This window comes from Mesorhizobium sp. B2-8-3, from assembly GCF_006440815.1.
GTDB lineage: Bacteria > Pseudomonadota > Alphaproteobacteria > Rhizobiales > Rhizobiaceae > Mesorhizobium.
Genome location: NZ_VFTW01000005.1, coordinates 259,736 through 285,599 on the forward strand (window position 1 = coordinate 259,736; position 25,864 = coordinate 285,599).

The window sequence follows — 25,864 nt, forward strand, 5'->3', positions numbered from 1 at the left end:
CTGCGCTCGACACCTCTCCCCCGATCGAGGGGGGAGAGGAAAGGCGCGAGGCGATTCCAGTTGGCGCCCTTCCTCTCCCTCCGGAGGGGGGAGAGGTGGCGCCGCGCAGCGGCGACGGAGTGGGGGAAGGCGCTGCTCAAACCCGCAGTCGCCGCAAAGTTGGCACGACCCAGCGGGCGCGAAATCTGCGGCAAGCTGGCAACCAGGCGGAAGCATTGCTTTGGCTTGAACTGAAGGCACGCAAGCTCGGCGGCTATCGCTTTACGCGCCAATTCTCCATCGGCCCCTTGTTTGCGGACTTCGCTTGCCGCGAGCGTTTGCTCGTCGTGGAGGTCGATGGATCCCAACATGCCGACAGCTCATATGACCGGCGCCGCGACGACTTCATGCAGGCTCAAGGTTACTCGATCCTGCGTGTTTGGAACCATGACGTCCTGAAACATCGTGCTTCCGTCTGTGAAACCATCCTCGCCGCGCTTGACGGCAGGCTGACCGAAAACATCGCGGCATCGGATCTCCGTTTTGTTTTCACACCTCGACCACTCGATTCAGTATTTTCAAACACGGAACTATCTTCATGAAATCCCACGTAAAAGCGGTTGTCATCGGCGGCGGCGTCGTCGGCTGCTCGGTGCTCTATCACCTCGCCAAGGCCGGCTGGACCGACATCATGCTGATCGAGCGCTCGGAGCTGACCTCCGGCTCGTCCTGGCATGCGGCGGGCGGCTTCCACACGCTCAACGGCGACCCCAACGTCGCCAAGCTGCAGGCCTACACGGTCCAGCTCTACAAGGAGATCGAGGAGATTTCCGGCCAGTCCTGCTCGCTGCATCTGACCGGCGGCGTCATGATGGCCGACACGCCCGAGCGCATGGACTTCCTGCGGCTGGCTCACGCCAAGGGCCGCTATCTCGGCATGGACACCGAGCTGATCACGCCTTCGGAAGCCAAGGCGATGTTCCCGCTGATGGACGAGACCAATTTCGTCGGCGCCATGTGGGACCCGGTCGAAGGCCATCTCGACCCGTCCGGGACGACCATCGCTTACTCCAAGGCTGCGAAGAAACTCGGCGCCGAGATCGTGCTGCGCAACCGCGTCGTTGATCTCACCCAGCAACCGGATGGCACCTGGAACGTCGTCACCGAGCAAGGCACGGTCCATGCCGAGCATGTCGTCAATTGCGGCGGCCTGTGGGCGCGCGAGATCGGCCGCATGGTCGGCGTCGAGCTGCCGGTGCTGGCCATGGAGCACATGTACCTCTTGACCGAGCCGATGCCGGAGGTCGAGGAATTCAACAAGTCGACCGGCCGCGAGATGATCGGCGTGCTCGACTTCAAGGGCGAGATCTACACCCGCCAGGAGCGCAACGGCATCCTGCTCGGCACATATGAGAAGGCCTGCAAGCCGTGGTCGCCGGTCAACACCCCGTGGGATTTCGGCCATGAGCTCTTGCAGCCCGACATCGATCGCATCGCGCCGTCGCTGGAAATCGGCTTCAAGCATTTCCCCGGCATCGAGAAGGCCGGCATCAAGCAGATCATCAACGGCCCCTTCACCTTCGCGCTCGACGGCAACCCGCTGGTCGGCCCGGTGCAGGGCCTGCCCAATTTCTGGTGCGCCTGTGCCGTCATGGCCGGCTTCAGCCAGGGCGGCGGCGTCGGCCTCGCGCTCTCCAACTGGATGGTGCATGGCGATCCTGGCTTCGACGTCTGGGGCATGGACGTCGCCCGCTTCGGCGAATGGGCGAGCCTGCGCTACACCAACGCCAAGGTGCGCGAGAATTATTCGCGCCGCTTCTCGATCCGCTTCCCCAACGAGGAGCTTCCCGCTGCCCGTCCGGCGCAGACGACGCCGCTCTACGACACCATGCTCGCCAACAACGCCGTGATGGGCGACTCCTGGGGCCTGGAAACGCCGCTCTGGTTCGCGCCGAAGGGGACGGAGCCCAAGGACATCGTCTCCTTCCACCGCTCCAACGATTTCGGCCCGATCGGCGAGGAAGTACGCGCCACGCGCGACAGGGTCGGCGTCACCGAGATCGCCAACTTCGCCAAATACGAGGTCTCGGGACCGGGCGCCGAGGATTTCCTCAACCGGCTGATGACCAACCGCATGCCGAAGGTCGGCCGCATCGTGCTCACCCCGATGGTCAATGAATTCGGCAAGCTGATCGGCGACTTCACCATCGCCAAGTCCGGCGAAGACCGCTTCATGATCTGGGGCTCTTCCGCCGCGCAGAAACACCATATGCGCTGGTTCGAGAAACACCTGCCGAAGGATGGCCCAAGGGCGTCAGAGGTGCGTATCCACCGCTTCGACCAGACGCTGGTCGGCCTGTCGATCGCCGGGCCGAAGTCGCGCGACCTGTTGCAGAAGCTGGTCGATGTCGACGTCTCGACCAAGGCCTTCCGCTTCATGGACTTCCGCGAGATGGCGGTCGGCGGCGCGCCCTGCATGGTCAACCGCATCACCTATACCGGCGACCTCGGCTACGAGATCTGGATGGCGCCCGCCTATCAGCGCCTGGTCTACAAGGCGATCAAGGAAGCGGGCGCGGAATTCGGCCTGGTCGATTTCGGCATGCGCGCGCTGCTGTCGATGCGCCTGGAAAAGAACTTCCCGACCTGGTTCCGCGAGTTGCGCCCGATCTACGGGCCGTTCGAAGGCTCGATGGACCGCTTCATCAAGCTCGAGAAGAACGACTTCATCGGTCGCGAGGCGTCAGCGAAGGAGCATGCCGAGGGTCCGAAGCTGCGCCGGGTCTCCTTCATCGTCGACGCGGCGGATGCCGACGTGATGGGCGACGAGCCGATCTGGGCCAAGGTCGGCAAGGATTACGGCACGGTCGAGAAGCCGCATGGCTATGGCGCGCCGCGCTTCGACACATCCGGCAAGGAAGTGCGTGGCTCGAAAGCCGCGGAAGGCGCTTCCGCCGTGCGCGGCATCGTCGACGGAGACTGGCGCGTCGTCGGCTGGGTCACGTCGGGCGGCTATGCGCATTACGTCCAGAAGTCGATGGCGCAGGGCTATGTCCCCGCGGCCCTTGCCGAGGACGAGAGCGCCGGCCTGTTCGAGATCGAAATCCTCGGCCACCGCCGCCCGGCCCGCATCAATGTCGAGCCGCCTTTCGACCCGAGCGGCGAGAAGATGCGGACCTGAAGCCTACGAATTGTTGGATTGCGTCGGTTGCTATGGCATGGTCCGAGCCCGCTACCGGCGCATCAGCATGAGAAGACCACCCCCTTGCGGCAGCTAGAGAAATGGACCGATTGGCTGTGCGATGAACGGGTTGGTCCATTCAGCGCCGCAGTCGCCTCGGTCCTCCTCTACTGCCTGACCCAGATCGTCGTGATGGCCTTGTTGTCCCATGTTGCGGGCACGGGTGTCGGCGTCGACGATTCCGAGCAGTTGATGGAAATGCGGTTCCTGGCTGCCGGCTACGGCAGTTCGCAGCCGCCTTTGTACACTTGGCTGGCGATGCTCGCTGCCTCGGTGGTCGGAACCAGCGTCCTTGCCCTCAAGATCGTCAAATACGGCCTGCTGGCCGCGGGGCTGGCCGCCTATTTCACCGCCATACGCCGCCTCGGCTACTCGAACCGCGCCGCTGCGGCCGGCATGTTCGGGCTGCTTCTGTTTCCCCAGATCTTCTGGGAGATGCAGCACGCCCTCACCCATTCGGTCGCCATATTCTGTTTCACCTCGGTGCTGCTTCTGGCGCTGGCCGAGGTTGAGAAGCGGCGATCGGCCATCGCCTATGCGTTGTTGGGCCTGGCGGCGGCGGCCGCGATGCTGTCGAAATACAACATCGTCATCTTCCTTGCCGCCTTGTTCCTGGCGACTCTTTCGGTTCGCGAAACGCGCGCAGCGATCCTCGACCGCCGTTTCCTGATCAGCGTGGCGGTGGCGGTCCTGGCCTGCCTGCCGACGCTTTATTGGAGCCTCACGCATCTGGAGGATCTGCTCTCGCATCAAGGGGGCCTGGGCGTGGCCGAGGGCGGCAGCGTTGCGAAAACGGCATTTCTCGGCATCCGCAGACTGGTCAACGCGATCGTCAATTTCGCTGGACTGCCGGTTGCGATCTTCACCGTCGCCTACGCCCTGGCGATAAGAAAACGGACGGAGCCGCCTCAGCCGGTAAGGTGGCCGGAAAAGCTCTTGTGGCGGGCGATCGTCCTTGGTCTTGTGGTCATGGTCACAGTCGTGTTGGCGGCTGGCATCACGCAGTTTCGCGACCGCTGGATGCTTCCCGTCTTTATCCTCTTGCCCGCGGCCCTTGCCATGCGCTTCGACGCCATGGGCCAGAGGGGCCGAAAGACCCAAGCCACCATCGTCTTCGTCGGCGCAGTGCTTGCCATCCTCGTGCTGCCGCTGAGCTGGTACATGCACCTGCATGGCGGCGATAGCCGCGGCGGTATCGTGCGCATGGATTACCGGTCGCTCTACGATCAGATCAATGCCGACGGGCCGGTCAAGACCGTGGTCTCGAGCTGGTTCTGGGTCGGCAATCTGCGCCTGGTCGATGCCGGTCTCATCGCGCTCGACGACGAGACGCCGGACTTCGCCAGATCGATCAGCGAACCGGCGGTGCTTGTCCTGACCGATGACAGGGAATCGTCCTCGGACGTCTTCGAAGAGCTGGCGAGGGCCGGCTACGCGATGGACACCGTCCACCGCACTATTGAAGTGCCGCAGGCACTCGGCTTCCCGCCGCGCAAGGTCACAATCACCAAACTGCACAAGAAAGCCGCGCAGTAAGTTTCAGGGGAACGAATGGACACGCAACGCTTCGGCCGCCACCGCAAGATCATGCCCTTCGAACCAGGCTCGGTCGAAGCGCTGCGCGAGGCCTCGCGCGAGAAGGCAGCGTCACTCAACCAGCATGTGCTGGGCTATGGCGAGACAGCTGAGGCGGAATGGGTCGCGGCAGGCATCGCAGCGCCCGATCTGCCCGCCATGCGCAGATACCGGCTGGACCGCATTCGCGCCGAGCTGAAGCGCCGCGACTATGCCGGCGCCCTGCTCTACGACCCGGTCAACATCCGCTACGCGACGGACTCGACCAACATGCAGCTCTGGGTCGCGCACAACCCGACACGCCATTGTTTCGTCGCCACCGAAGGGCCGGTGGTGCTGTTCGACTATTTCTCCTGCGAGCATCTGTCCGACCATTCGGGTGTCGTCGACGAGGTGCGCCCGGCCGTGTCGTGGATATATCTCTACAGCGGCGAGCTTACCGAGCAGAAGGTCCGGCGTTGGGGCGCGGGCATCGCCGAACTCGTTGCCGAGCATGGCGGCGGCAACCGCCGCATCGCCGTCGACCACATCAATCCCGAAGGCGTGGAAGAACTCGCCCGTCGTGGGATTTCCGTCGGCAACGGCGAGGCGGTGATGGAGAATGCGAGGCTCATCAAATCGCCGGACGAGATCCTCGCCATGCGCCGCTCGATCGTCGCCTGCGAGGCGGCGATGAGCGAGATGCAAGTGGCGCTGAAGCCGGGCATCTCCGAAAACGAGTTATGGGCGGAGCTGCATCGAGGCAACATCGCACGCGGCGGCGAATGGATCGAAACGCGTCTTTTGTCCTCGGGACCGCGCACCAATCCCTGGTTTCAGGAATGCTCCTCGCGCATCGTCGAGGATGGCGACCTCGTCGCCTTCGACACGGACCTGATCGGTCCTTACGGCTTCTGCGCCGATCTTTCGCGCACATGGCTCTGCGGCGACAGGCAGCCGTCGAACGAGCAGCGCGATCTGTTCCGCATCGCCGCCGGCCAGATCGCCTATAACACCGACCTGATGCGGCCGGGCATCTCCTTCCGCGATCTCGTCGAGCGCTCGGCGGTGCCGCCGGCCGACTGCTATCCGACGCGCTACGGCGTGCTCTATCACGGCGTCGGCCTGGCCGACGAATATCCGACGCTGCCGCATGCCGGCGACTGGACGGGCGACACGCCGGACGGCCTGCTCGAATCCGGCATGGTGCTGTGCGTCGAAAGCTATATCGGCAGGCTTGGCGGACGCGAAGGCGTCAAGATCGAGGAGCAGATCCTGATCACCGAGAGCGGCAATGAGAAACTGTCAGCCTACCCGCTGGACGAGCGGCTGCTCTGATCCGCTTTCGATGGTCGCGACGGCGTCGCGCATCGCGGCAACGATTTTTTCCGGCGTCGTTCTGGCGGTGATGTAGGGCAGCCCCTTGCGCCGCCCCGTCCAGCCGACCACCTTCACGCCTTTCGCCGCCGGCTCGAAACGCCGCGCCAACGCCCAGCTTTCGCAGTCGATGGCCGCGATATCGGCCCTGCCTTCCGCGACCGCCACGATCGACGACCGGTGGCCGCCGCTTTCGCTGCGTGAGGCGAAGATGTCCAGGCTTTTGTCCATGGCTTGCAGGTCGCGCGTCAGCCCGATCAGCCCGGACATCGAGTCCGGATTGTTGAAGGTGAGGCGTTTGCCGCGAATGAGATCGAGCGGGATGACAGCCTTGCCATCCGCCGGCGAGACGACTGACGGTCCGCCGTCCGCGGCCATCACCAACGCGCTGGAATAAAGCTCGCCCTGCCCGCCCTCGAACGCATCGTAGCTTGGCTGGGCAATCACCTGCACATGCGGGGCGAGGCCGAGCTCCATTGGCCCCCAGCATGTTTGCCCGAAGAGCAGCGCCGGGCTCAGCCAGAGCTGGTGAAAATCGAACTCGTCCGGGGGTAGCGTCGCCGGATCGGGCGTGATCGGCTTGCCGGTGTCATCGCGAATGCCGCCAGGCACCGGCGGCAGTTCGCGATTGCTGCGCACGACCACCTCCGGCGCATCGATGCCCCTTTGCCGGAAGGCATCGCGGAGCCGCGCCCATTGCGCGTCGACTTCGCCACGCGCCTCGGGCCAGTCATACATCGGCAGGGCCGCAACGTACTTGCTCATGTCGAATGGCTTTCAAAGACAGGCGATCTTCGGCGCCTGCGTTCCGCCGCGAAAAAAGCGGTCGCGGAAAGTCGAAACTACTCTTTCGGCGGCTCCGCCGGAACCGGCGCCGTGCCGAGCCCATTGACGTTGCGCGCCCTGACCCGCGGCTTGAAGGCGCGACCGGGCTCCGGCGCGCGCCGCAGCACTGGGTGGACGATCGGCTCCTTGGCCTTGAAGGCGTGGGCTTTCAGCATCGCGAAATAGTTCGGATAGGCGTAACCGTTGTTCATCCGCAGCCACTCTTCGCGGCGCTCGCGAAACAGCTTCGGCAACCTATACCAGGCAATGGTCGGGCTCTTGTGATGAACGAAATGCAGGTTGTTGTTCAGGAACAGGAAGGAGAGCGGCGAACGCTCCACGATCACCGTGCGCCCTTCCGGATGCTCCGACCACTGGTGCTCGGCATAGGTGCGGATCGAGATCAGCGACTGGCCGAGCCACACCGGCACCAGGATATAGAGCCACAGCGGAATGCCGAAGCCAAACGTGACGATCGGCACCACAACCGCGAGACCGATGGCATGCAGCAGCCAAGCCTTGCGGATCGCCTTGTCGCCGGCGAGGATCTGCTTGGCGTCGTCGATGAAGAAACCGACCGAGGACAACCAGGGACCGAGAACGAAGCGGCCGATCATGGTGTTGTTGATCTTGAGCAGAAGCTTCATTGTCGGCGGCAGCTCGTCATGCATCCAAAGCGCCTGGTAATAGCTCTCAGGATCGTCGAGCGGATCGGTCAGGCGCTCGTCCGCATGATGGCGAAGGTGGATGGTCTTGAAGCGGCGGAACGGCCACACCATGCCGATCGGCAGGAAGACGCAGGCTTCATTGATCCTGGCGTTGCGGGTCGGATGACCGTGCAGCGCTTCGTGCATGATCGACGATTGCAGAGCCAGGATAAACGGCAGGACGGCAAGCGCCAAAAGCGGATGGGATGGCCACAGAAGGAAGCCGATGGCGAGCCACGCGCCGTAGCAGAAGAGTGTGAGGAAGACTGTCGGCCATTCGACCGCCGGTGCGCTGCTGCGTCTCTTGTTCATGCCGGTATTCATGCTTCTTGCCATGCTATCGACCACTGCCCTCCAGTCGCCGGAACCAACTCGATTCCTGACAACATTGTGTCAGGAGCCTGCCGTTACATCAACGCGACAATGCGCACAAACTGTTGCGAATGCGCATTTCTGGCTGCATATGTTATACATTGTAAACAAATATGGGGATTCATTTCCGCCTGAGCCACGCTCCGGCGCAAATTTTTCCTCTCCGAAGCAGGAGCAGCGTGGTGGACAAGCGCGATCTGTCGACGACCTTTCGAGAGCGCCTGAAATTGCTCTTGACACGGTCCGACTTGAACCAGTCGGCCTTCGCGACAGCGGTCGGGATCGACCGTTCGGCGCTGTCGCAACTGCTGTCCGGCGCCTCGACCCGCCTGCCCCGCGCCGAGACCCTCCTCAACATCGCCGCCGAGTTCAAGGTGTCGCTCGACTGGCTGCTTGGCCTGAGCCAGGACGAAGGCGTCACCGGCGAAATAAGAGAAAGCCTGGAGATCGAGGAGGCGCCCGACGGCTTCGATCGCACGCTTTTGGCCAAATGGCATGCCGAGGCCGCCGGCACGAAGATCCGCTACGTGCCCGCCGGCATTCCCGACCTTCTGCGCACCGAGGCACTGGTGGAATACGAGGCCGGCATCACCAACAAGAGCCGTGAGGCGCAAGCCGGCGAGACGCAGTACCGCATCGACTACACAAGGCGGCCGGAGACCGATATGGAGGTCTGCATGCCGCGCCATACGCTGGAGATTTTCGCGCGCGGTCTCGGTGTCTGGGACCGTTTCCCGGAGGCCGAACGGCGCAAGCAACTGCTGCACATGGCAACGCTGCTCGACGACCTTTACCCGACTTTCCGGCTGTTTCTCTATGACGGCCGCATGCGCTATTCGATCCCCTATACGATCTTCGGTCCCTATCGCGCCGCTATCTATGTCGGCGACATGTACCTGGTGTTGAACGCCACCCAGCCGGTCCGCACGCTCACCAGCCATTTCGACAACCTGATCCGGGCTGCCGACATCAACGCGCATGAGGCGGCGAGTTTTGCGCAGAAGCTGGCCGCGATGTCCTTCCCGTCAGGCTCTGTCTAATCGGCTCCATCGGCGCCATCTTGGCGATCGGCTTTAGGCCGGCCGCCGCTCATCGTTTCGGGAAACCCATGCAAGCACCGCGTCACATCGTTGTTCCTCCTCAGTCGGGCCGTTCCATGCGCGTCAGGCGCGGCGATCTGATCCGCATCGTCGATCCCAAGGGCCAGCAGGTTTCGGACCTCTGGGCCTTCTCGACCGAAGGCAGGCTCGACTGGCTGAGCACCTCGCAGACCCGCGACATCACCGAGCGGCTGTTTCCGAAACCCGGCGACCATTTCTACAGCGCCGCGGGCAAGATCGTGCTGACGCTGATCGAGGACGCCTCGCCTGGACCGCACGACATGCTCTACCCGGCCTGCGACAGCGCGCTCTACGAACGGGCCGGCCTGCCCAACCATCCGAACTGCCGCGACAATCTGATGAAGGCGCTCGGCGCGGAAGGCATCGAACTGCCCTTCGCGCCCGACCCGGTCGATCTCTTCCAGAACTCCATGCCGCAGCCTGACGGGACTTTGGTGGTCGAGGCATCGATCAATCCGCCGGGCGGCTACGTGACGCTGCGCGCCGAACAGGACCTCCTGCTTGTCGTCACCGCCTGCTCGGTCGATCATCACCCGACCAACGGCGATGCCTGCACCGAGATCGAGGTCGAGATCACTCCGGCTTCGTAAGGCCTTCGCGGTCGCAAGCTCGTTGACTAGACATAAAGACTTCTTTATATCGTTATTTGAATTCGAACACGAAAGTCAAAGTCATGACCGCGACCAACCCGATTGACGCCCTGCTTGCCGAAAAGGGCGTGCTCCTGGCCGACGGCGCCACCGGCACCAATCTGTTCGCGATGGGTCTCGAGGCCGGCGAGGCGCCCGAGCTGCTCAATGAGACTTCGCCCGAGACGATCGCCAGCCTGCATCAGAATTTCGTCGATGCCGGCGCCGATATCATCCTGACCAATTCCTTCGGCGGCACCCGCCACCGGCTCAAACTGCATCATGCGCAGGACCGCGTCCACGAGCTGAACAAGCGCGCCGCCGAGATTGCCCGCTCCGTCGCCGACAAGGCCGGCCGCAAGGTAATCGTCGCCGGCTCCGTCGGCCCGACCGGCGAATTGCTGGTGCCGCTCGGCGCCATGACTTACGACGATGCGGTCGAGGCCTTCGCCGAACAGATCGAGGGCTTGAAGGCCGGCGGCGCCGAAGTCGCCTGGATCGAGACCATGTCGGCGCCGGACGAGATCCGCGCCGCGGCGCAAGCCGCCATCCGTGTCGGCCTGCCCTATACCTATACCGGTTCCTTCGACACGGCCGGCCGCACCATGATGGGCCTGCTGCCGAAGGATATCCACGCCGTTGCCGATGGCCTGTCGCAGGCCCCTCTCGGTGTCGGCGCCAATTGCGGGGTCGGCGCTTCCGATATCCTGGCTTCGCTGCTCGACATGACCGAGGCGAAGCCGGACGCGACCGTGATCGTCAAGGGCAATTGCGGCATTCCGGAATTCCGCGGCGCGGAGATATATTATTCCGGCACGCCGGAGCTGATGTCCGATTATGTGCGGCTGGCGGTCGATGCCGGCGCCAGGATTGTCGGCGGCTGCTGCGGCACCTCGTTCGCGCACCTTGCCGCCATGCGCAAGGCGCTGGACGCGCACACCAAGTCGACCCGCCCGACCGTCGAGACGATCGTCGAGCGCATCGGCCCGATGCGCAACAAGGTGGCGACGGCAAACACCGCCGAGACCAGCGAAGCCCGCCGCGAGCGCCGGCGCAGCCGCGCCTGATACGGTTTCTACTTGCTGTTTTCGGCGTAGCGCGACAGCGCGGTATTGAGATCGGTGCCGGCACTGCCCTGATTGTCGGCGCCCATCATCATCAGGGCGCCAGATGCGCCGGGGTCGCTGATCTGTTCCAGCATCACGCGAAAACGGTCGTTGTTGAGGGCCGAAAGCGCTGTGTTGCGCGCCGCGTCGACATCGTTCCTGATGCGCGCGGATTCCGCTGAAGGAGCGGACGGTCCGCGCACCGGGGCATTGACCGCCGTCGAGTTCGCGTTCCCGATTGTCGTGATATGCACTGCTGATTCCTCAAATCTCTATCAGCATTGACTAACAGAAGCTCGTTGCGGCGAGGTTCCGGAAAAGCAGCGCAGTTTAACGATCGCAAAGAAGGCCGGCGGGATTTTCTCCCGCCGGGCCTTCCTTCAATCCGCAATGGCCTACTTGTTGCCGTCCAGCGATGAGGCCAGGCGCACCAGCGACAGGAACTCCGCCCTGTAGCCGAACGGATCGGCGCCGCGCGCGGCATTGGCGATCTCCGCGATCCGGTCGTAGCCGAAATTCGCCGTCTGATCCTCGTCGCGCAGCTTCTGCCCGAAAGCCGCGACCGCGACCGAGAAACGCTGGTCGGCGCCGGCCGCGTCGAAGGACGAGACCTCGTTGGCGGCGGTCACCGGCGTGGTGATGAGCTTCGAGACATTCTCGTTAGGCAGCTTATAGCGGATCTTGACGAAGGCATATTCGTCGGCATTTGCGATGCCGCCATTGTCGACCTTGGCCTGGCCGTAGCGCAGCGGGTCGACCTGCTCGCCGCCGCTGCCTTTCGGCGTGATCTCGTAGACAGCCGTCACCGAATGGCCCGAGCCGATATCGCCGGCATCGACGCGGTCGTTGTTGAAATCCTCGCGTTTCAAAGCCCGGGTCTCATAACCGACAAGACGGTATTCCGACACCTTGGCCGGGTTGAACTCGACCTGGATCTTGACGTCCTTGGCGATGGTGAACAGCGTCGACGAGGCATCCTCGACCAGCACCTTCTCGGCTTCGGCCAGCGTGTCGATATAGGCTGCCGTGCCGTTGCCGTTCTGGGCGATGGTCTGCATCATCTGGTCGTTCAAATTGCCGCGGCCGAAGCCGAACACCGACAGGAACACGCCGGTCTTGCGCTCCTTCTCGATCAGCCGTTTGAGGTCGTCGTCATCGGTCTGGCCGACATTGAAATCGCCGTCTGTGGCCAGCATCACCCGGTTGACGCCGTCCTTGACGAAGGATTGCTGGGCAAGCTTGTAGGCCTCGCGGATGCCTTCCTCGCCGGCCGTCGAGCCGCCGGGCGCCAGATTGTCAATTGCAGCAAGGATCTTCTGCTTTTCGGCCGCCTTGGTCGGCATCAGCACCGTGCCGGCATTGCCGGCATAGGTGACGATCGAAACGGTGTCGTCGGGCTTCAGCTTGCTCACCAGCAAGCGGAAGGCGGATTTGAGCAGCGGCAGCTTGTCCGGCTCGTCCATCGACCCCGACACGTCGATCAGGAAGACCAGATTGGCCTTCGGCTGCTCGGCCGGCTTCACGTCGAAACCCTTGATCGCGACATGCATGAGCTTGGTGTGCTCGTTCCACGGCGTCGGCATGACGGTGACGGTCGAGTTGAACGGCGTTGAGGCCGATTCCGGCCCCTTCCAGTCATAGGGGAAGTAGTTGACCATCTCCTCGACGCGGACCGTGTCCGGGTCGGGCAGAGCGCCTTCCTTCAGCGAGCGTCGCACGAAGGAATAGGAGGCCGTATCGACATCGATCGAGAAGGTCGAGACCGGATCCTGGGCTGTTTCATGCACCGGATTGGTCTTGAAGGTTTCGATGCGATCGCGGTTTTCCTCCTGCGGCTGCATCTGGTCGGCCGGCATGGGCGCGGGCTGCACCATCAGCTTAGAATCGGCCATTGCGGGGGGAGACTGCGGCATGGTGGTCGCGGCGCCCGCCGGCGCTTGGTCGGCCCGCTCAGCCTCGTCGACGCCAGGCGGCGGCGTCATGGACATGATTACCCTGTCGGACGATCCGTCCTTACCGCCGGCCGCGAGTTGGCCGCTCTCCGCCGGCGTAGCCTGCAAGGCGCGCTTGGCCGCTGGCGTCGCCTCCTGCCTGAACAGGGTGTCGACCTCTGTCGCCGGCTTCGGCGCCGCGGGCTCCGCTTGTGAATTGGCCCGGGTCCCGGTGTCCGCGTCGGTCTTCTTTTCCTTGGCGGGCGCCGCTGCCAGCGGCTCGTTGACCGCAGGCTGTTCCGGCTTCTGCGCCACCGGCTTGTCTGCCACCGTCTCGGTCACGGTGCCGTTGCCGCCGATGCCCCGCGGCTGTTCCTTCAGCATCTCGAAAGCGGCATAGCCGGCAATAGGCAGCGCGACCAGCGCGGTGATGGCCGGCGTGGCAATGAGTTTCCGTTGCATGATGTCTCTCCAGAGCATTCTTGCTCGCTCCGTGAGACGAAGGCCTGCGGGCGTTCCTTGGGGGACAGCCGAAATTCTTTCGTCCAAGTCGAAAGCCTGCATCGCGGCGGCGAACGCGCGCGCCTTCGCCACGCCGCCCGGCGCCGGTACCGCGATGTCGCGCAGCCTTTCGAGTTCGTTGTCGTCGACCATGGTCACACTTCCCCGGCTGAACGCATCAGCACTTTCAGCCGTTTCTTCGCTTCATGGATGTGCCAGGAAACCGTCGCCTCCGAGATCGCCATCACCTCCGCCGCCGCAGCGTGGTTGAGACCTTCGCCATAGACCAGCAGAACCGCTTCGCGCTGCTTGTCTGGCAGCATCCGCACCGCCGCCCACAGCGCCTCGGTTGGATCGTCGGCCTCAGCCGGTGCTTCGCCGGCAATCGACGCATAGGCGCCGTAGGCATCGGTCTTGGCGGTGTCGCGGGCGCGCTTGCGCATCATGTCGCGCGCCGCGTTCAGCGTCATGGCATAGAGCCATGTCGTGAAGGCGCCGCTGCCCTGATAGTCGCGGATCGCGCGACCGAGCCGCACGCAGACGTCCTGGGCTATGTCCTCGGCATCGGCTTTCCTGCCGCACCAGCGATAGGCGGCGCGATAGACGAAGCCATAGTGCCTTTCGAGCAATTTGCCGAAAGCCCCCCTGTCTCCGCCCCTCGCCCGCCCGATCAGTTCGGCATCGGAGGCTTCGCTGTCGTCCAGCATCATCGCCATCATTTGCCTGTTGGACGAAGGCTAATGGCCAATCCTTGGGGCGATGAAAAGATTTTTTTGCGCAAATATTCCTTCACCCCGTTTACGGGGAGAAGGTGTCACGAAGTGACGGATGACGGGCAGCGCGGCCATAGGCCAGAAGATCGCTTACCCCAATGTCTCTTTGAAAAACGTCGTCAGCCGCTTCCAATGGCGCTCGGCACCCGCCTCGTCATAGACGCTATGGTCCCTGATGCACCAGCCATGGCCGACGCCGACATAATTCTCGATGACATGGTCGACTTCGGCCACGCGCAACGCCTCCGCCAGCCGCGCCGACTGCTCCGGCGGGAAGCTGCGGTCGATGCCGGCGACGCCGACATAGACGCGAGCCTTGATCGAAGCCGCCTTGCGGTGCGGGCTGTCGGGCGCATCGTTGGCGAGATTGCCGCCATGGAAGCTTGCCGCGGCAACGATCCGGTCCGGATAGCTCGCCGCCGCGTTCAGCGCCCGCGCGCCGCCCATGCAGTAGCCGACAACGCCGATCGGCCCATCGACCCCTTCGGCGGCGAGCGCATCGAGGAAGGCGGCATTGTCGCGGATGGTCATTTCCTGCGTGGTGCCGGTAACCAGCGCCATCAGCTTGGTCTTGGTTTCCTCCGCCGTGAAGGCGGTCTTGGTGTCGAACGGACCGTAGGGCGCGTTGCGGTAAAAAAGATCGGGCACCAGCACGGCATAGCCGTGACCGGCGAGCCGCTCGGCCATCTCATCAAGCGCCGGGCGCGGCCCGAAGGCGTCCATATAAAGGATGACGCCGGCGCTGGCCTTGGTGGACGGTCGAAAAAGGCCAGCCTTTGCCTTGCCGTCCCTGGTTTCGAACTCGATCTGCTTTCCAGTCATGATGCTCTCCGTTGCCTGTCGCGCGTTAGATATCGGCACGCGCCGTTCCGGCAAGCCATTCCCGGACCAGGCCGTTCAAGATTTCGTGCGGCCGGCCTGCCTCCTAGAGCCGCGCGAAGGCCGCCATATGAAAGGCCTGCACCTCCGGCGGATAGCGATAGCTTGTGCCATAGGGGCAGGCGTTGCGGTCGAGGCAGCCGCCCACCCGGCAGGGCTCGCCGCGGGAGCCGCGAACATGGTCGAGACAGGCTTCATGGGCAAAGCCCTGCCCGGAATAGGCGTCGACCGGACAGGATTTCAGGCAGGGTTTTTCGACACATATGTCGCAGAGATGAATCGCTGCATGAGGTTCGGGAAAAGAAATCTCGTCCTCGAACAGCAATGCGCCGCGATAGGCATGCCATAGCCCATATTGCGGGTGCATCAGAACGCCGAGCGGCGACGGTTTCAACCCTTCGGCCCGCATCGCCCATTGCTGGAACGGCAGATAGGGCCGGTCTGAAGGCGAAACAGCGCGGGCGCCGCAGCCTTGCGCGACCGAGCCGATCACCTCGCGCGACCAAGTGTCGAGCGGATTGGCGATGTCCCTCGCCTGCTGTTCCAGCCAGCGCTGAAAATACGGCCATGGCGCCGCGCCTGCTTGCCCGACCAAAAGCATCGATTTGGCCGGAGCGCCAGAAGGTCCGGCCGGTGCAACCGCATCATCGCCAAAGCTGAAACCGCCGCGAAGGATCAGGCCACTGGCCGCGAGCACGGCCGCAATCTCCTCGACCGTGCCGCGGGAAAAAGTCATCCCTTCCGGTCCGGGTCGGAGAACGCGCTCCGCCAGACTTCCTTATGGATGATGTCGGCCACTTTAGCCCGGCCTGACTCGGGCTCCTTTCAGGTGAAGGCGTCGGCCATCGAGCCCTTCTTCTTGGCGATGAAGTCCTTCAGCGCCTCGTCGATGGCCGGATCCAGATGCGGCGCCTCGTAGCTTTCCAGCCAGCGGCGGGCAAGCTCGTTGGCGCGCTGCGGCGCGGTCTTCTCGCCTTCGGCCAGCCACTGCTCGTAGGAATTGTTGTCGGCGATGTTGGAGCGGTAGAAGGCCGTCTGGAAATTCGCCTGCGTGTGGTCGCAGCCGAGATAATGGCTGCCCGGACCGACCTGGCGGATCGCGTCCATCGCCTGGCCGTTTTCCGACAGGTCGACGCCCTCGGCAAACTTCTGCTGCATGCCGAGCTGGTCGATATCCATCATGAATTTTTCATAGCAGGAGGCGAGACCACCCTCGAGCCAGCCGGCCGAATGCAGCACGAAATTGGTGCCGGCAAGGATCGTCGAGTTGAGCGTGTTGGCGCTCTCATAGGCTGCCTGCGCGTCCGGGACCTTCGAGGCGCAGAGCGAGCCGCCGGTGCGGAACGGCAAGCCGAGCCGGCGCGCGAGCTGCGCCGCGCCATAGGACACCAGCGACGGCTCCGGCGTGCCGAAGGTCGGCGCGCCGGACTGCATCGAGATCGAGGAGGCGAAGGTGCCGAACAGCACCGGCGCGCCGGGCCTGATCAGCTGGGTGAACGAAGCGCCGGCGAGCACCTCGGCGAGCACCTGCGTCAGCGTGCCGGCAACCGTCACCGGGCTCATCGCGCCGGCCAGGATGAAGGGCGTGACGATGCAGGCCTGGTTGTGGCGCGAATAGACTTTCAGGGCGCCGAGCATGGTCTCGTCGAACACCATCGGCGAGTTGGCGTTGATCAGGCTGGTCAGCACCGTATTGTTCTCGACGAAGTCGTCGCCGAACACGAGCTTGGCCATCGCCACCGTGTCCTCGGCCCGTTCCGGCGCCGTCACCGAGCCCATGAACGGTTTGTCCGAATAACGGATGTGCGCGTAGATCATGTCGAGATGGCGCTTGTTGACCGGCACGTCGACCGGCTCGCACACCGTGCCCCCCGAATGGTGGATCGACGGCGCCATATAGGCGAGCTTCACGAAATTCTGGAAATCCTCGATCGTCGCATAGCGGCGGTTGCCGTCGAGGTCGCGCACGAAAGGCGGACCGTAGACCGGCGCGAACACCGTCGCATTGCCGCCGATCTGCACCGAGCGCTCCGGGTTGCGCGCATGCTGGGTGTAGATCGAAGGCGCGGTCTTCAGCAGCGAGCGGCAGAGGCCCTTGGGGAAGTGCACGCGCTCGCCCTTGACGTCGGCACCCGCTTCTTTCCACAGCGCCAGCGCTTCGGCGTCGTCGCGAAAGATGATGCCGATTTCTTCCAGCACCGTGTCGGTGTTCTTCTCGATCAACGCCAGGCCTTCCTCGTTGAGGACCTCGTAGACGTTGATCTTGCGCTTGATGTAGGTGAGCTGCGTGCCCGGACCGCCGCCCGAACGGGCAGCCCGGCGTGCCGCCGCGCCGCCGCTGGCGCCGCGTCCGCGCCGTCCGCCCGACGCTTCCTGCTCGACTGCCGCGTTATCGCTCATGATCGTTCTTCCTATAAATCTGGCCTGAACTGGCCTGCGGCCCATCGCTGCCGCTTCTTGCCCGGATCGTAGCCATGCACCCTATTGGAAACGGCCAGCCAGCGCCAACGCCTGTCGCAAAATCGACAAGAAAAGCGCCAATTTTTCAGTCGCTTTCCTTTTGCGGGAAGTCGCAAATCAGCTATGGATGCCCTGCCCTCGCGGGTTAGGTATTGGCGCATCGATTTTTAGGCTGCCGCAGTCATTCCGAGCAGCAAGGAGCCCGAGAGAAATGTCCGACGACGAGATCATCCTTTCCGAGCTTTCCGACGACGAGCTCGTGCAGCAGATGCACGACGATCTTTATGATGGGCTGAAGGAAGAGATCGAGGAAGGCACGCGAATCCTGCTCGAGCGCGGCTGGGCGCCCTACAAGGTGCTGACCGAGGCACTGGTCGAAGGCATGCGTATCGTCGGCGAGGATTTCCGCGACGGCATCCTGTTCGTGCCGGAAGTGCTGCTCTCGGCCAACGCCATGAAGGCCGGCATGTTCATCCTGCGTCCGCTGCTCGCCGCCACCGGCGCGCCGAAACAGGGCAAGATGGTGATCGGCACCGTCAAGGGCGACATCCACGACATCGGCAAGAACCTCGTCGGCATGATGATGGAGGGTGCCGGCTTCGATGTCATCGATCTCGGCATCAACAACGCCGTCGAGAAATACCTGGACGCGATCGAGCAGCACCAGCCCGACATCATCGGCATGTCGGCCCTGCTCACCACTACCATGCCCTATATGAAGGTCGTCATCGATACGATGAAGGAAAAGGGTATCCGCGACGATTATGTCGTGCTGGTCGGCGGCGCGCCGCTCAATGAGGAATTCGGCAAGGCCGTCGGCGCCGACGCCTATTGCCGCGATGCCGCGGTGGCCGTCGAGACCGCCAAGGACTACATGAAGCGCAAGCACAACGTTCGCGCTTCCGCCTGACCCAAGGCATCAGGATGGATCGACAAGAAAAGCCGCGCCTTGCAGCGCGGCTTTTTTGTTCCCAGATGATGGGAGAGGCTGCCGATCAGTTGACAGTGTCTTTGACCGCCCTTGCCGTCGATTTGACGTCCTTGCCGACGCCCCGGATGGTGTTCGCGCAGGCCGTGAGGGCAAGCGCGCAGGCCAGGATGGCCATCGGCGCGATGCGTAGCAGTTTCATGGACGGTGTCTCCCTCGACAGATATTAAGCCCCGCAGCGAAAGCCGGCCCGACTTGGTCAAGACGCAAAAAACGAAATCGAATCAAACGGACAGGCTGCTCGTCATCGCCTGCGGGATGATTGCGCGCGAAGTTTTGGCCGTCAAGCAACAGCTAAAGCTCGACCATCTCGAGTTGACCTGCCTGCCGGCCGAGTTCCATTTCTATCCGGACCGCATCGCTCCGGCGATGGACAAGGCGATCGAGAAGGCCAAGACGGAAGGCTACAGCCGTATTTTCGTCGGCTATGCCGATTGCGGCACCGGCGGCCTGCTCGATCGCGTCATCGAGAAGCACGGCGTCGAGCGCATGGCCGGGCCGCATTGCTTTGCCTTCTACCAGGGCATGGACGCCTACGCGAAGATCGCCGACGACGACATGATGTCGTTTTATATGACCGACTTCCTCTGCCGCCAGTTCGAGGCTTTCTTCATCAAGCCGCTCGGCCTCGACAGGCATCCCGAACTGATCAAGGACTATTTCGGTAATTACGAGAAGCTGATCTATCTCGCCCAGACCGACGATCCGGAGCTCGACAAGGTCGCCGAGAAAGCCGCCGTCATGCTCGGCCTCGCCTATGAGCGCCGGCCGACGGGATATGGCGATTTGACAAGCGAACTGGCGCGGGCGGCACAGGGCGCCTGAAGGTCGGTCTTCACGCCTCCGCTTCCAGCGCCCTCAACACATCGGCAAAACTCGTTCTGCATACGAAGCCGAGCCGCTCTCGCGCCCGCGACGGATCGTAGACGCGGTCGATCGAGGAGAACATCGTCCAGCCCTTCCTCGCATAGAGCCTCGAACAGTCCGGGAAATAGCGCGCGACGACCGTCGGCGCATCGGCGATCAACTCGACGCAATCCTGCGGCCGGAACGGCGTCGGCGCCGAGATGATAAAGACGTCGAAGCCAAGGCTCGGCGCTTTCTCCAGGGCCGCCACATGGGCCTCGGCCGCGTCCTCCACCGTCAGCCGCCGGAACAGCAATTCGTTGGCCTTGGTGTTGGCATCGGACTGTTCGATGGCATGTGCCATGTCGTCCGCCTCGGGAAAGAAGCGCGCGGTGCGCAGCACCACCACCGGCAGCCCATGCTCGATGTGGTAGAGGCGACAGAGATGCTCGGCGGAAAGCTTCGTCACGCCATAGATGTTGCGCGGCTCCGGCGACATCTCTTCGGTCAGCCAGGCCGCCTTGCGCGCGCCACCCCGGAAACCGGCGCGGATCGCCTGCGAGATCATCAGCGAGGTCGTCGAGGTGAAGAGGAAGCGCTGCACGCCGCAGGCCACGGCCGCGTCGAGCAGGTTGAGCGTGCCTTGCACATTCGTGGCGACGAAGGCGCTATTCTCATGATGCTCGATGTTCGGCTTGTGCAGCGCCCCACTGTGAATAATGGCCTCGATGCGATTCTCGCGGACAGTCTTCAGGACAAGATCGCGATCCGCGATCGAGCCGACGACTTGGGTGCGCGCCGAGGGAACCGGATCAAGTCCGACGACGTGATGGCCGAGCGCTTCGAGCCTCGGTCCGAGCGCGCTGCCCAGCCAGCCGGACGATCCCGTGAGCAAGATCCGCATCGATCGAACCGCCATTTTTCGAGCACACGCTGTTAAGCACGGATGACAGGCGATGGCGAACCGGTAAGTTGTGCGCCAGTGATAGAAAGAACTTTGTTCCAGCCATTGATTTGAGGAAACATGTTCATGATGCCTCGCCTGCTCCTTGCCGCCCTCGGTCTCGTCGCCCTCACTTTGCCGGCCCTTGCCGATGGCGAAGTGCAGAAGCTGATCACGGCTGCCGACAAGGCGCGATTGGACAAATATGGCGAGACGCGCAAGGCGGCCATCGAGCAGGCCAAGGCCGGCGATCCGTCGGAGGTCAAGCAGTTGGATGAACTGCTCGCCAAACCACTTGTCGCCTTCTCCGACAAGGATCTCACCGGCAACTGGAAGTGCCGCACCATCAAGGCGGGCGGCATCAGCCCGCTCGTCATCTATGGCTGGTTCAAGTGCAAGGTGACCGACGACGGCTCCGGCTGGCGGCTTGCGAAGATCAGCGGCTCGCAGCGCACCGCCGGCCGTTTCTTCGACGATGGCGACAAGCGCGCCATCTATCTCGGCTCGTTCTCGGTCAATAACGACAAGGCCAAGCCCTATGGCAGCGGCCCCGAAAGCGACCAGGTCGGCTATGCCTTCCGCAACAGCGCCACCGAATGGCGGATCGAATTCCCCGCGCCCTATTACGAATCGAAGCTCGACATCATGGAATTGAAGCGCTGAACCGGCCCTTCGACGCCGGCTGAAACGCCTCCGGGACACCAGGGATTAACCCGGTCCGCATAGCATGCGCCCGATCTTCAGAGCGGATGCTTGCCATGGCAGCGTCGGAATCGATTACGCGACCGATCGTGGTCGTCACCGAAGGTGGCCCGCATATCTGGGCCATCGTCAATGCGCTTGCCGATCGCGTCGGCCCTGTCAGCGTCATCCTCGAATCCCCTGAATCCAAAAAGCGCCTGCTCATGGGCCGCGCCCGGCGCCAGGGCTGGATCTCGGCCATCGGCCAGCTCGGCACCATGGTATTGACCAGGCTCGGCAAGCGCTTCCTGGCCCGTCATGCCGCGCGACTGATCGCCGAGGAGAAGCTCGCAACCGAGCCGAGGCAAGGCCAGGCGATCATCCATGTCCCTTCAGCCAACGGGCCAGAATGCCTGAAGGGGATCGTGAGCATCGATCCTGGCGTTGTGCTGCTTGCCGGCTGCAGGCTGCTGTCGAAGGATACGCTGGCCAAGATGCCTTGCCCGGTGCTCAACTATCACGCTGGCATCGCGCCAAAATATCGCGGCATGAATGGCGGCTACTGGGCGCTGGCCTCCGGCGATCAAGGGAATTTCGGCACCACAGTGCATCTGGTCGATGCCGGCGTCGACACTGGCGGCGTGCTGAAGCAGGCGCGCGGCAAGCCCACGACCGGCGACACGATCGCCAGCTACGCGCTGCGGCAGGCAGCATTTTCGCGCGATATCTGTGTCGAGGCGGTCGGCAATGCGCTGGCCGGCAGACTGGAAACGATCGACCCTGACCTGCCGTCGAAGCAGTGGTACCACCCGACGATCTGGTTCTACCTCTGGACCGGCCTGACCAAGCGCGTCTGGTAACATTGTCAGCTTGGCGATTTGTATGCTATTGTCATACAGAAAGCGAGATTACGATGTCGAACATGGCTCCTCTTAGCGTCCGCGTCACTCTGGACGAACGCGAAATACTCGAAGCCGCCGCAAGTCAGGCTAACACCAATCTTAGCGACTTCATCCGCCGTAAGGCTGTTGAAGCTGCCGAAATGGAGGTGTTGGATGGGCGTATCGTGACGATCCCCGCAGCCGACTGGGAGCGGTTCGAGGCTTGGGCGACATCGGCGCCGAAAAAGCTGCCTGGTTTGCAAAGGCTCGCAGCGTCACGGCCCGTATGGCAGGACTGACCTCGCCTCGACCGCTTGCGGTTGACGACAACAGAGATGCTTTCGACTGCGGCCGCGAGTCGCTCAACAATTGGCTTCGTCGCCATGCCTGGCGCAACCAGCAGGATGGGGCATCGCGCACCAGCGTCATCTGCGATTTGGCGAGCGGCGCGATTGCTGCCTATGTTGCGCTGAGCGCCGGCCAGATCGAGCGGGCCTATCTGCCGAAGTCGGCACAGCGTAATCGCCCCGATCCCATTCCGATTGTGTTGCTCGGCCAGCTGGCCGTGGATATCCGCTTTCAAGGTCGCGGATGCGGACGCTCACTGCTCCTCTTCGCATTTAGGACCGCGGTTCGGTTTTCCACTGAGATCGGCTGTTTTGGCGTCCTTACCCACCCACTTGATGAGTCCGTGAGAAACTTCTACCGCGGCTTCGATTTCGTAGACCTGCCATTCGATCCGAAACGAAGCATGATCGTGCGTATCGCCGACTTAAGGGAAAGCGGCTTCGGCTACGAATAAGGCAAGTTTCGAGAGCAAGCGGTGCAGCACACAGGGGGATGCTCGACCAAAGAACTTCTCCCTTCCGTTTGGGCCATCGCCAGCGTCGCTTTTGAAGGCGCGCGCGTCGTCCCATAACAAGCGGCCCAACGGCGCATGCGGCAATGCTCGACAACCTCGAGGAGTGAGAATTCATGGCCGATCTGATCGTCGTCTATTGGCGCGACATCCCCGCCCAGGTCATCGTCAAGAAGGGCCGGCAGAACGCCAAGCGCGAGCTGCCGCTGCGTTTCACCGAGGCGATCGACATGTGCGCCATGCGCACCGGCGCCGGCGGCACCGACGACTATCTGGCGGAATGGCGCAAGGCCGACCCGATCCCAGTCGGCGACGACATCGAGGCCGAGGTCGAGAAGGCCTATCAGGAACTCGACGCGAAATATGACCGCGAGCGGCTAGTCGCTCTGGTCAAGGCTGGCGGGAAAGAAAATGTCTGACAAGCAGCCGGCGGTTACCCAGGCCACCTTGGTCAAAAAGGCAGCGCCGAAATCCGACTACAAGCCTGCCGACGTGTCGCCGCAGCGGCGCGTCCAGCGCACTTTCGCCGTGCGCCTGTGGTCCATCCGGCATTCGCGATTGCTCGAATGGTTCTACAGCCGGTTCGCCGACATTTTCCTGCTCTTGCATCCTTTGTGGAAGGGCATCGGCTACGGCCGCGTCGAAGCCCCGGTGAAATTCGTCGAGAAGCGCGTCAAGGGCTTCATGTTCGACTGCCGCATGTGCGGCCAGTGCGTGCTCTCCTCCACCGGCATGTCGTGCCCGATGAACTGCCCGAAGCAGCTGCGCAACGGCCCTTGCGGCGGCGTGCGCGCCAACGGCAATTGCGAGGTCGAGCCGGACATGCCTTGCGTCTGGGTCAAGGCCTGGGAAGGCTCGCGCAACATGGTGCATGGCGACAATATACTCACGGTGCAGAAGCCGGTCGATCAGTCGCTGCGCGAAACCTCGGCGTGGCTGCGGGTGACCGCGCAGGCCGCCGCCGCGCGTGAAACGACCCAGAACCCCGGAGCTTCGGCATGACCGCCCGCCAGGTCGACGAGAACCCGGCCGGCATCCACCTGCCGCTTGAGCCCCTGCCCGGCCACACATCGCGCGGCCGGCTGGAGCGCGTGCTGCGCCGCGGTGAGTTTGCTGTAACGACCGAGCTCAATCCACCCGACAGCGCCGATCCGGAAGACGTCTACAACCGCGCCAAGATTTTTGATGGTTGGGTCGATGCCATCAATGCCGTCGATGCCTCGGGCGCCAATTGTCACATGTCGTCCGTCGGCATCTGCGCGCTGCTCACCCGCATGGGCTATGCGCCGATCATGCAGATCGCCTGCCGCGACAAGAACCGCATCGCCATCCAGGGCGACGTGCTGGGCGGCGCCGCCATGGGCGTCGCCAACATGCTGTGCCTCACCGGCGACGGCGTGCAGGCCGGCGACCAGCCCGGCGCCAAGCCGGTGTTCGACCTCGATTCCATGTCGCTGCTCGAAACCATCCGCATCATGCGCGACAATGGCAAGTTCCTGTCCGGCCGCAAGCTGACGACGCCGCCGCAGGTCTTCCTGGGTGCCGCCGTCAACCCCTTCGCGCCGCCCTACGACTTCCGCCCGATCCATCTCGGCAAGAAGATCGCCGCCGGCGCGCAGTTCGCACAGACGCAGTACTGCTTCGACGTGCCGATGTTCAGAACCTTCATGCAGAAGGCCCGCGACCTCGGCCACACTGAAAAGCTCTTCCTGCTTTGCGGTGTCGGACCGCTCGCTTCCGCCAAGACGGCGAAGTGGATCCGCTCCAACGTGCCGGGCATCCATATCCCCGACGCGGTGATCAAGCGGCTGGAAGGCGCGCAGGACCAGAAGAAGGAAGGCAAGCAGCTCTGCATCGACATCATCAACGAGGTGAAGGAAATCCCCGGCGTCGCCGGCATCCATGTGATGGCCTACCGCCAGGAGGAATATGTCGCCGAGATCGTCGATGAATCCGGCGTGCTGAAAGGCCGCCAGCCCTGGAAGCGGGAGCGCCGGCGCGACGACCAACTGGTCGCCGACCGACTCGACCACCTGCTGCACGACGAGATTACCGAAACCCAGGTGGATATGGTGAAGACCGCGCATTGACAGCGTGGCAGTCACCATCCGCTTGAACGAGATCAGATAACGATATAAAGAACTCTTTATATCCCGACGGAGAGATTTCATGACCCGCACCATCGTCGCCTCGGCGACCCGAGAAATCGTCATCGGCTTCGATCAGCCCTTCTGCGTGATCGGCGAACGCATCAACCCGACCGGCCGCAAGAAGCTCGCCGCCGAGATGGTGGCCGGAAACTTCGAGACCGTCATCAAGGACGCGCTGGAGCAGGCCGCCTGTGGCGCCACCATGCTCGACGTCAATGCCGGCGTCACCGCCGTCGACCCCAATGCGACCGAGCCGGCGCTTCTGGTGCAGACACTGGAGATCGTGCAGGGCCTGGTCGACCTGCCGCTGTCAATCGATAGCTCGGTGACCGCCGCGATCGAGGCCGCGCTGAAGGTCGCCAAGGGCCGCCCGCTGGTCAACTCCGTCACCGGCGAGGAAGAAAAGCTCGAGGCCATCCTGCCGCTGATCAAGAAATACAACGTCCCGGTCGTCGCCATCTCCAACGACGAGACCGGCATCTCGATGGACCCGGACGTCCGCTTCGCCGTCGCCAAGAAGATCGTCCAGCGCTGCGCCGATTTCGGCATTCCCGCCCATGACGTCGTCGTCGACCCGCTGGTGATGCCGATCGGTGCGCTGGGCGATGCCGGACGCCAGGTGTTCGCGCTGCTGCGCCGGCTGCGCGAAGAGCTCAAGGTCAATACCACTTGCGGCCTCTCCAACATCTCCTTCGGCCTGCCGCACCGCCACGGCATCAACGCCGCCTTCATCCCGATGGTGATCGGCGCCGGCATGACCAGCGCCATCATGAACCCGGTCCGTCCGCAGGAAATGGAAGCCGTGCGCGGCGCCAATGTGCTCAACGGCACCGACGAGAACTGCACCAACTGGATCCGCACCTACAAGGATTATAAGCCGGTTGAAGGCGGTCAAGCCGTTGCGGCTCCAACGGCCGTCAATGCGCCGGGCGAAGGCAGCGGCAATGGCGGCCGTCGTCGCGGCGGCCGTGAAGCCCGCATGGCCAGGGGATAAGCGCGCAATCGTGAGCCGCACCGCAAACAACGCTGATCCGATCGCATCGTGGATGCGGCCGGACAGC

Annotated in this window: 27 protein-coding genes; 17 read left to right on the top strand and 10 right to left on the bottom strand. The window is 63.4% G+C overall.

Features of this window, described 5'->3' with window-relative positions; all coding sequences use genetic code 11:
* Positions 1-119: 119 nt before the first annotated feature.
* From FJ418_RS11160 to FJ418_RS11175, 4 genes are all read left to right on the top strand, one after another.
* Positions 120-581 carry a DUF559 domain-containing protein gene (locus FJ418_RS11160; RefSeq protein ID WP_246683013.1) on the top strand — a complete coding sequence of 154 codons (462 nt, stop codon included), beginning with the start codon at positions 120-122 and terminating at the stop codon, positions 579-581.
* Positions 578-3,160 carry an FAD-dependent oxidoreductase gene (locus tag FJ418_RS11165; protein WP_140865455.1) on the top strand — a complete coding sequence of 861 codons (2,583 nt, stop codon included), beginning with the start codon at positions 578-580 and terminating at the stop codon, positions 3,158-3,160. Before FJ418_RS11160 ends, FJ418_RS11165 begins: the two co-directional genes overlap by 4 nt.
* A gap of 84 nt (positions 3,161-3,244) precedes the next feature.
* Positions 3,245-4,756 (top strand): glycosyltransferase family 39 protein, encoded by a 1,512-nt coding sequence (locus tag FJ418_RS11170; protein ID WP_140865456.1) that lies wholly within the window; start codon positions 3,245-3,247, stop codon positions 4,754-4,756.
* A 15-nt stretch (positions 4,757-4,771) separates the two neighbouring features.
* Positions 4,772-6,112, top strand: coding sequence for a Xaa-Pro peptidase family protein (locus FJ418_RS11175; protein WP_140865458.1), 1,341 nt, complete (start codon positions 4,772-4,774; stop codon positions 6,110-6,112).
* Here the strand turns inward: FJ418_RS11175 and FJ418_RS11180 are convergent.
* Both FJ418_RS11180 and FJ418_RS11185 read right to left on the bottom strand, forming a co-directional pair.
* Complete coding sequence (locus FJ418_RS11180; protein WP_140865460.1) at positions 6,080-6,916, bottom strand: PhnD/SsuA/transferrin family substrate-binding protein; 837 nt, start codon at positions 6,914-6,916, stop codon at positions 6,080-6,082. The two genes, FJ418_RS11175 and FJ418_RS11180, sit on opposite strands and share 33 nt — an antisense overlap.
* Positions 6,917-6,993: 77 nt before the next feature.
* Positions 6,994-7,995 (bottom strand): fatty acid desaturase, encoded by a 1,002-nt coding sequence (locus tag FJ418_RS11185; protein WP_181166901.1) that lies wholly within the window; start codon positions 7,993-7,995, stop codon positions 6,994-6,996.
* 242 nt (positions 7,996-8,237) lie between these two features.
* On the opposite strand from FJ418_RS11185, the gene FJ418_RS11190 reads away from it, so the two are divergent.
* The 3 genes from FJ418_RS11190 to bmt all read left to right on the top strand — a co-directional run bounded on the left by FJ418_RS11190 (position 8,238) and on the right by bmt (position 10,872).
* Positions 8,238-9,095, top strand: a complete 858-nt coding sequence (locus tag FJ418_RS11190) for a helix-turn-helix transcriptional regulator (RefSeq protein ID WP_140653510.1) — start codon at positions 8,238-8,240, stop codon at positions 9,093-9,095.
* 68 nt (positions 9,096-9,163) lie between these two features.
* Positions 9,164-9,766, top strand: a complete 603-nt coding sequence (locus FJ418_RS11195; RefSeq protein ID WP_140646580.1) for an urea carboxylase-associated family protein — start codon at positions 9,164-9,166, stop codon at positions 9,764-9,766.
* An 83-nt stretch (positions 9,767-9,849) separates the two neighbouring features.
* Positions 9,850-10,872 carry a betaine--homocysteine S-methyltransferase gene (gene bmt, locus FJ418_RS11200; protein ID WP_140865464.1) on the top strand — a complete coding sequence of 341 codons (1,023 nt, stop codon included), beginning with the start codon at positions 9,850-9,852 and terminating at the stop codon, positions 10,870-10,872.
* An 8-nt stretch (positions 10,873-10,880) separates the two neighbouring features.
* Here the strand turns inward: bmt and FJ418_RS11205 are convergent, their stop codons facing one another.
* The 6 genes from FJ418_RS11205 to FJ418_RS11230 all read right to left on the bottom strand — a co-directional run bounded on the left by FJ418_RS11205 (position 10,881) and on the right by FJ418_RS11230 (position 17,395).
* Positions 10,881-11,165, bottom strand: a complete 285-nt coding sequence (locus tag FJ418_RS11205) for a hypothetical protein (RefSeq protein WP_246683011.1) — start codon at positions 11,163-11,165, stop codon at positions 10,881-10,883.
* 141 nt (positions 11,166-11,306) lie between these two features.
* On the bottom strand, positions 11,307-13,496 hold the full coding sequence (locus FJ418_RS11210; RefSeq protein WP_140865466.1) for a VWA domain-containing protein: 2,190 nt from the start codon (positions 13,494-13,496) through the stop codon (positions 11,307-11,309).
* A 2-nt stretch (positions 13,497-13,498) separates the two neighbouring features.
* Positions 13,499-14,059, bottom strand: a complete 561-nt coding sequence (locus tag FJ418_RS11215; RefSeq protein WP_140865468.1) for an RNA polymerase sigma factor — start codon at positions 14,057-14,059, stop codon at positions 13,499-13,501.
* Between the two features lie 147 nt (positions 14,060-14,206).
* A complete protein-coding gene (locus tag FJ418_RS11220; protein WP_140865470.1) occupies positions 14,207-14,938 on the bottom strand; it encodes a dienelactone hydrolase family protein in 732 nt (243 codons plus the stop codon).
* Between the two features lie 103 nt (positions 14,939-15,041).
* Entirely contained in the window at positions 15,042-15,731 is a 690-nt protein-coding gene (locus tag FJ418_RS11225; RefSeq protein ID WP_140865472.1) for a 4Fe-4S dicluster domain-containing protein, read from the bottom strand.
* 89 nt (positions 15,732-15,820) lie between these two features.
* Complete coding sequence (locus FJ418_RS11230) at positions 15,821-17,395, bottom strand: trimethylamine methyltransferase family protein (protein WP_140705563.1); 1,575 nt, start codon at positions 17,393-17,395, stop codon at positions 15,821-15,823.
* Between the two features lie 271 nt (positions 17,396-17,666).
* Between FJ418_RS11230 and FJ418_RS11235 the strand changes: the two genes are divergently transcribed.
* Positions 17,667-18,365 (top strand): B12-binding domain-containing protein, encoded by a 699-nt coding sequence (locus FJ418_RS11235; protein ID WP_140495658.1) that lies wholly within the window; start codon positions 17,667-17,669, stop codon positions 18,363-18,365.
* An 85-nt stretch (positions 18,366-18,450) separates the two neighbouring features.
* Here FJ418_RS11235 and FJ418_RS11240 read toward each other — a convergent pair whose 3' ends face one another.
* Entirely contained in the window at positions 18,451-18,585 is a 135-nt protein-coding gene (locus FJ418_RS11240) for an entericidin A/B family lipoprotein (RefSeq protein WP_036258641.1), read from the bottom strand.
* A 53-nt stretch (positions 18,586-18,638) separates the two neighbouring features.
* On the opposite strand from FJ418_RS11240, the gene FJ418_RS11245 reads away from it, so the two are divergent.
* Positions 18,639-19,268: a DUF1638 domain-containing protein gene (locus tag FJ418_RS11245; RefSeq protein ID WP_140653521.1), complete on the top strand. Its 630-nt coding sequence runs from the start codon at positions 18,639-18,641 to the stop codon at positions 19,266-19,268.
* Positions 19,269-19,278: 10 nt separating this feature from the next.
* Here FJ418_RS11245 and FJ418_RS11250 read toward each other — a convergent pair whose 3' ends face one another.
* Entirely contained in the window at positions 19,279-20,193 is a 915-nt protein-coding gene (locus tag FJ418_RS11250) for an NAD(P)-dependent oxidoreductase (RefSeq protein ID WP_140865473.1), read from the bottom strand.
* Positions 20,194-20,319: 126 nt separating this feature from the next.
* Here FJ418_RS11250 and FJ418_RS11255 point away from each other — a divergent pair, with 126 nt between their 5' ends.
* The 8 genes from FJ418_RS11255 (at position 20,320) to FJ418_RS11290 (ending at position 25,797) form a co-directional block, all read left to right on the top strand.
* On the top strand, positions 20,320-20,895 hold the full coding sequence (locus FJ418_RS11255) for a DUF4893 domain-containing protein (RefSeq protein ID WP_140865475.1): 576 nt from the start codon (positions 20,320-20,322) through the stop codon (positions 20,893-20,895).
* A gap of 95 nt (positions 20,896-20,990) precedes the next feature.
* Positions 20,991-21,773: a formyl transferase gene (locus FJ418_RS11260; RefSeq protein WP_140865477.1), complete on the top strand. Its 783-nt coding sequence runs from the start codon at positions 20,991-20,993 to the stop codon at positions 21,771-21,773.
* Between the two features lie 62 nt (positions 21,774-21,835).
* Positions 21,836-22,093 carry a DUF6290 family protein gene (locus FJ418_RS11265; protein ID WP_246683014.1) on the top strand — a complete coding sequence of 86 codons (258 nt, stop codon included), beginning with the start codon at positions 21,836-21,838 and terminating at the stop codon, positions 22,091-22,093.
* On the top strand, positions 22,018-22,596 hold the full coding sequence (locus FJ418_RS11270) for a GNAT family N-acetyltransferase (RefSeq protein WP_348643102.1): 579 nt from the start codon (positions 22,018-22,020) through the stop codon (positions 22,594-22,596). Before FJ418_RS11265 ends, FJ418_RS11270 begins: the two co-directional genes overlap by 76 nt.
* Positions 22,597-22,769: 173 nt before the next feature.
* On the top strand, positions 22,770-23,072 hold the full coding sequence (locus FJ418_RS11275) for a virulence factor (RefSeq protein ID WP_127863411.1): 303 nt from the start codon (positions 22,770-22,772) through the stop codon (positions 23,070-23,072).
* The gene (locus tag FJ418_RS11280) at positions 23,065-23,655 is read left to right on the top strand and encodes a methylenetetrahydrofolate reductase C-terminal domain-containing protein (protein ID WP_140784769.1); all 591 of its coding nucleotides are present in this window, start codon (positions 23,065-23,067) and stop codon (positions 23,653-23,655) included. Before FJ418_RS11275 ends, FJ418_RS11280 begins: the two co-directional genes overlap by 8 nt.
* Positions 23,652-24,743: a methylenetetrahydrofolate reductase gene (locus FJ418_RS11285; protein ID WP_140646594.1), complete on the top strand. Its 1,092-nt coding sequence runs from the start codon at positions 23,652-23,654 to the stop codon at positions 24,741-24,743. Before FJ418_RS11280 ends, FJ418_RS11285 begins: the two co-directional genes overlap by 4 nt.
* A gap of 79 nt (positions 24,744-24,822) precedes the next feature.
* Entirely contained in the window at positions 24,823-25,797 is a 975-nt protein-coding gene (locus FJ418_RS11290; protein WP_140646596.1) for a methyltetrahydrofolate cobalamin methyltransferase, read from the top strand.
* The last annotated feature ends 67 nt before the right edge of the window (positions 25,798-25,864 follow it).

Excerpts from the sequence above, each read along its gene's own strand:
- FJ418_RS11230 (WP_140705563.1), bottom strand. The coding sequence starts at position 17,395 with ATGAGCGATAACGCGGCAGTCGAGCAGGAAGCGTCGGGCGGACGGCGC.
- FJ418_RS11210 (WP_140865466.1), bottom strand. The coding sequence starts at position 13,496 with ATGGTCGACGACAACGAACTCGAAAGGCTGCGCGACATCGCGGTACCG.
- FJ418_RS11280 (WP_140784769.1), top strand. The coding sequence starts at position 23,065 with ATGTCTGACAAGCAGCCGGCGGTTACCCAGGCCACCTTGGTCAAAAAG.
- FJ418_RS11235 (WP_140495658.1), top strand. The coding sequence starts at position 17,667 with ATGTCCGACGACGAGATCATCCTTTCCGAGCTTTCCGACGACGAGCTC.
- bmt (WP_140865464.1), top strand. The coding sequence starts at position 9,850 with ATGACCGCGACCAACCCGATTGACGCCCTGCTTGCCGAAAAGGGCGTG.
- FJ418_RS11260 (WP_140865477.1), top strand. The coding sequence starts at position 20,991 with ATGGCAGCGTCGGAATCGATTACGCGACCGATCGTGGTCGTCACCGAA.
- FJ418_RS11265 (WP_246683014.1), top strand. The coding sequence starts at position 21,836 with ATGGCTCCTCTTAGCGTCCGCGTCACTCTGGACGAACGCGAAATACTC.
- FJ418_RS11185 (WP_181166901.1), bottom strand. The coding sequence starts at position 7,995 with ATGAACAAGAGACGCAGCAGCGCACCGGCGGTCGAATGGCCGACAGTC.
- FJ418_RS11215 (WP_140865468.1), bottom strand. The coding sequence starts at position 14,059 with ATGGCGATGATGCTGGACGACAGCGAAGCCTCCGATGCCGAACTGATC.
- FJ418_RS11255 (WP_140865475.1), top strand. The coding sequence starts at position 20,320 with ATGATGCCTCGCCTGCTCCTTGCCGCCCTCGGTCTCGTCGCCCTCACT.
- FJ418_RS11180 (WP_140865460.1), bottom strand. The coding sequence starts at position 6,916 with ATGAGCAAGTACGTTGCGGCCCTGCCGATGTATGACTGGCCCGAGGCG.
- FJ418_RS11240 (WP_036258641.1), bottom strand. The coding sequence starts at position 18,585 with ATGAAACTGCTACGCATCGCGCCGATGGCCATCCTGGCCTGCGCGCTT.
- FJ418_RS11250 (WP_140865473.1), bottom strand. The coding sequence starts at position 20,193 with ATGCGGATCTTGCTCACGGGATCGTCCGGCTGGCTGGGCAGCGCGCTC.
- FJ418_RS11275 (WP_127863411.1), top strand. The coding sequence starts at position 22,770 with ATGGCCGATCTGATCGTCGTCTATTGGCGCGACATCCCCGCCCAGGTC.
- FJ418_RS11285 (WP_140646594.1), top strand. The coding sequence starts at position 23,652 with ATGACCGCCCGCCAGGTCGACGAGAACCCGGCCGGCATCCACCTGCCG.
- FJ418_RS11165 (WP_140865455.1), top strand. The coding sequence starts at position 578 with ATGAAATCCCACGTAAAAGCGGTTGTCATCGGCGGCGGCGTCGTCGGC.
- FJ418_RS11290 (WP_140646596.1), top strand. The coding sequence starts at position 24,823 with ATGACCCGCACCATCGTCGCCTCGGCGACCCGAGAAATCGTCATCGGC.
- FJ418_RS11220 (WP_140865470.1), bottom strand. The coding sequence starts at position 14,938 with ATGACTGGAAAGCAGATCGAGTTCGAAACCAGGGACGGCAAGGCAAAG.
- FJ418_RS11175 (WP_140865458.1), top strand. The coding sequence starts at position 4,772 with ATGGACACGCAACGCTTCGGCCGCCACCGCAAGATCATGCCCTTCGAA.
- FJ418_RS11225 (WP_140865472.1), bottom strand. The coding sequence starts at position 15,731 with ATGACTTTTTCCCGCGGCACGGTCGAGGAGATTGCGGCCGTGCTCGCG.
- FJ418_RS11195 (WP_140646580.1), top strand. The coding sequence starts at position 9,164 with ATGCAAGCACCGCGTCACATCGTTGTTCCTCCTCAGTCGGGCCGTTCC.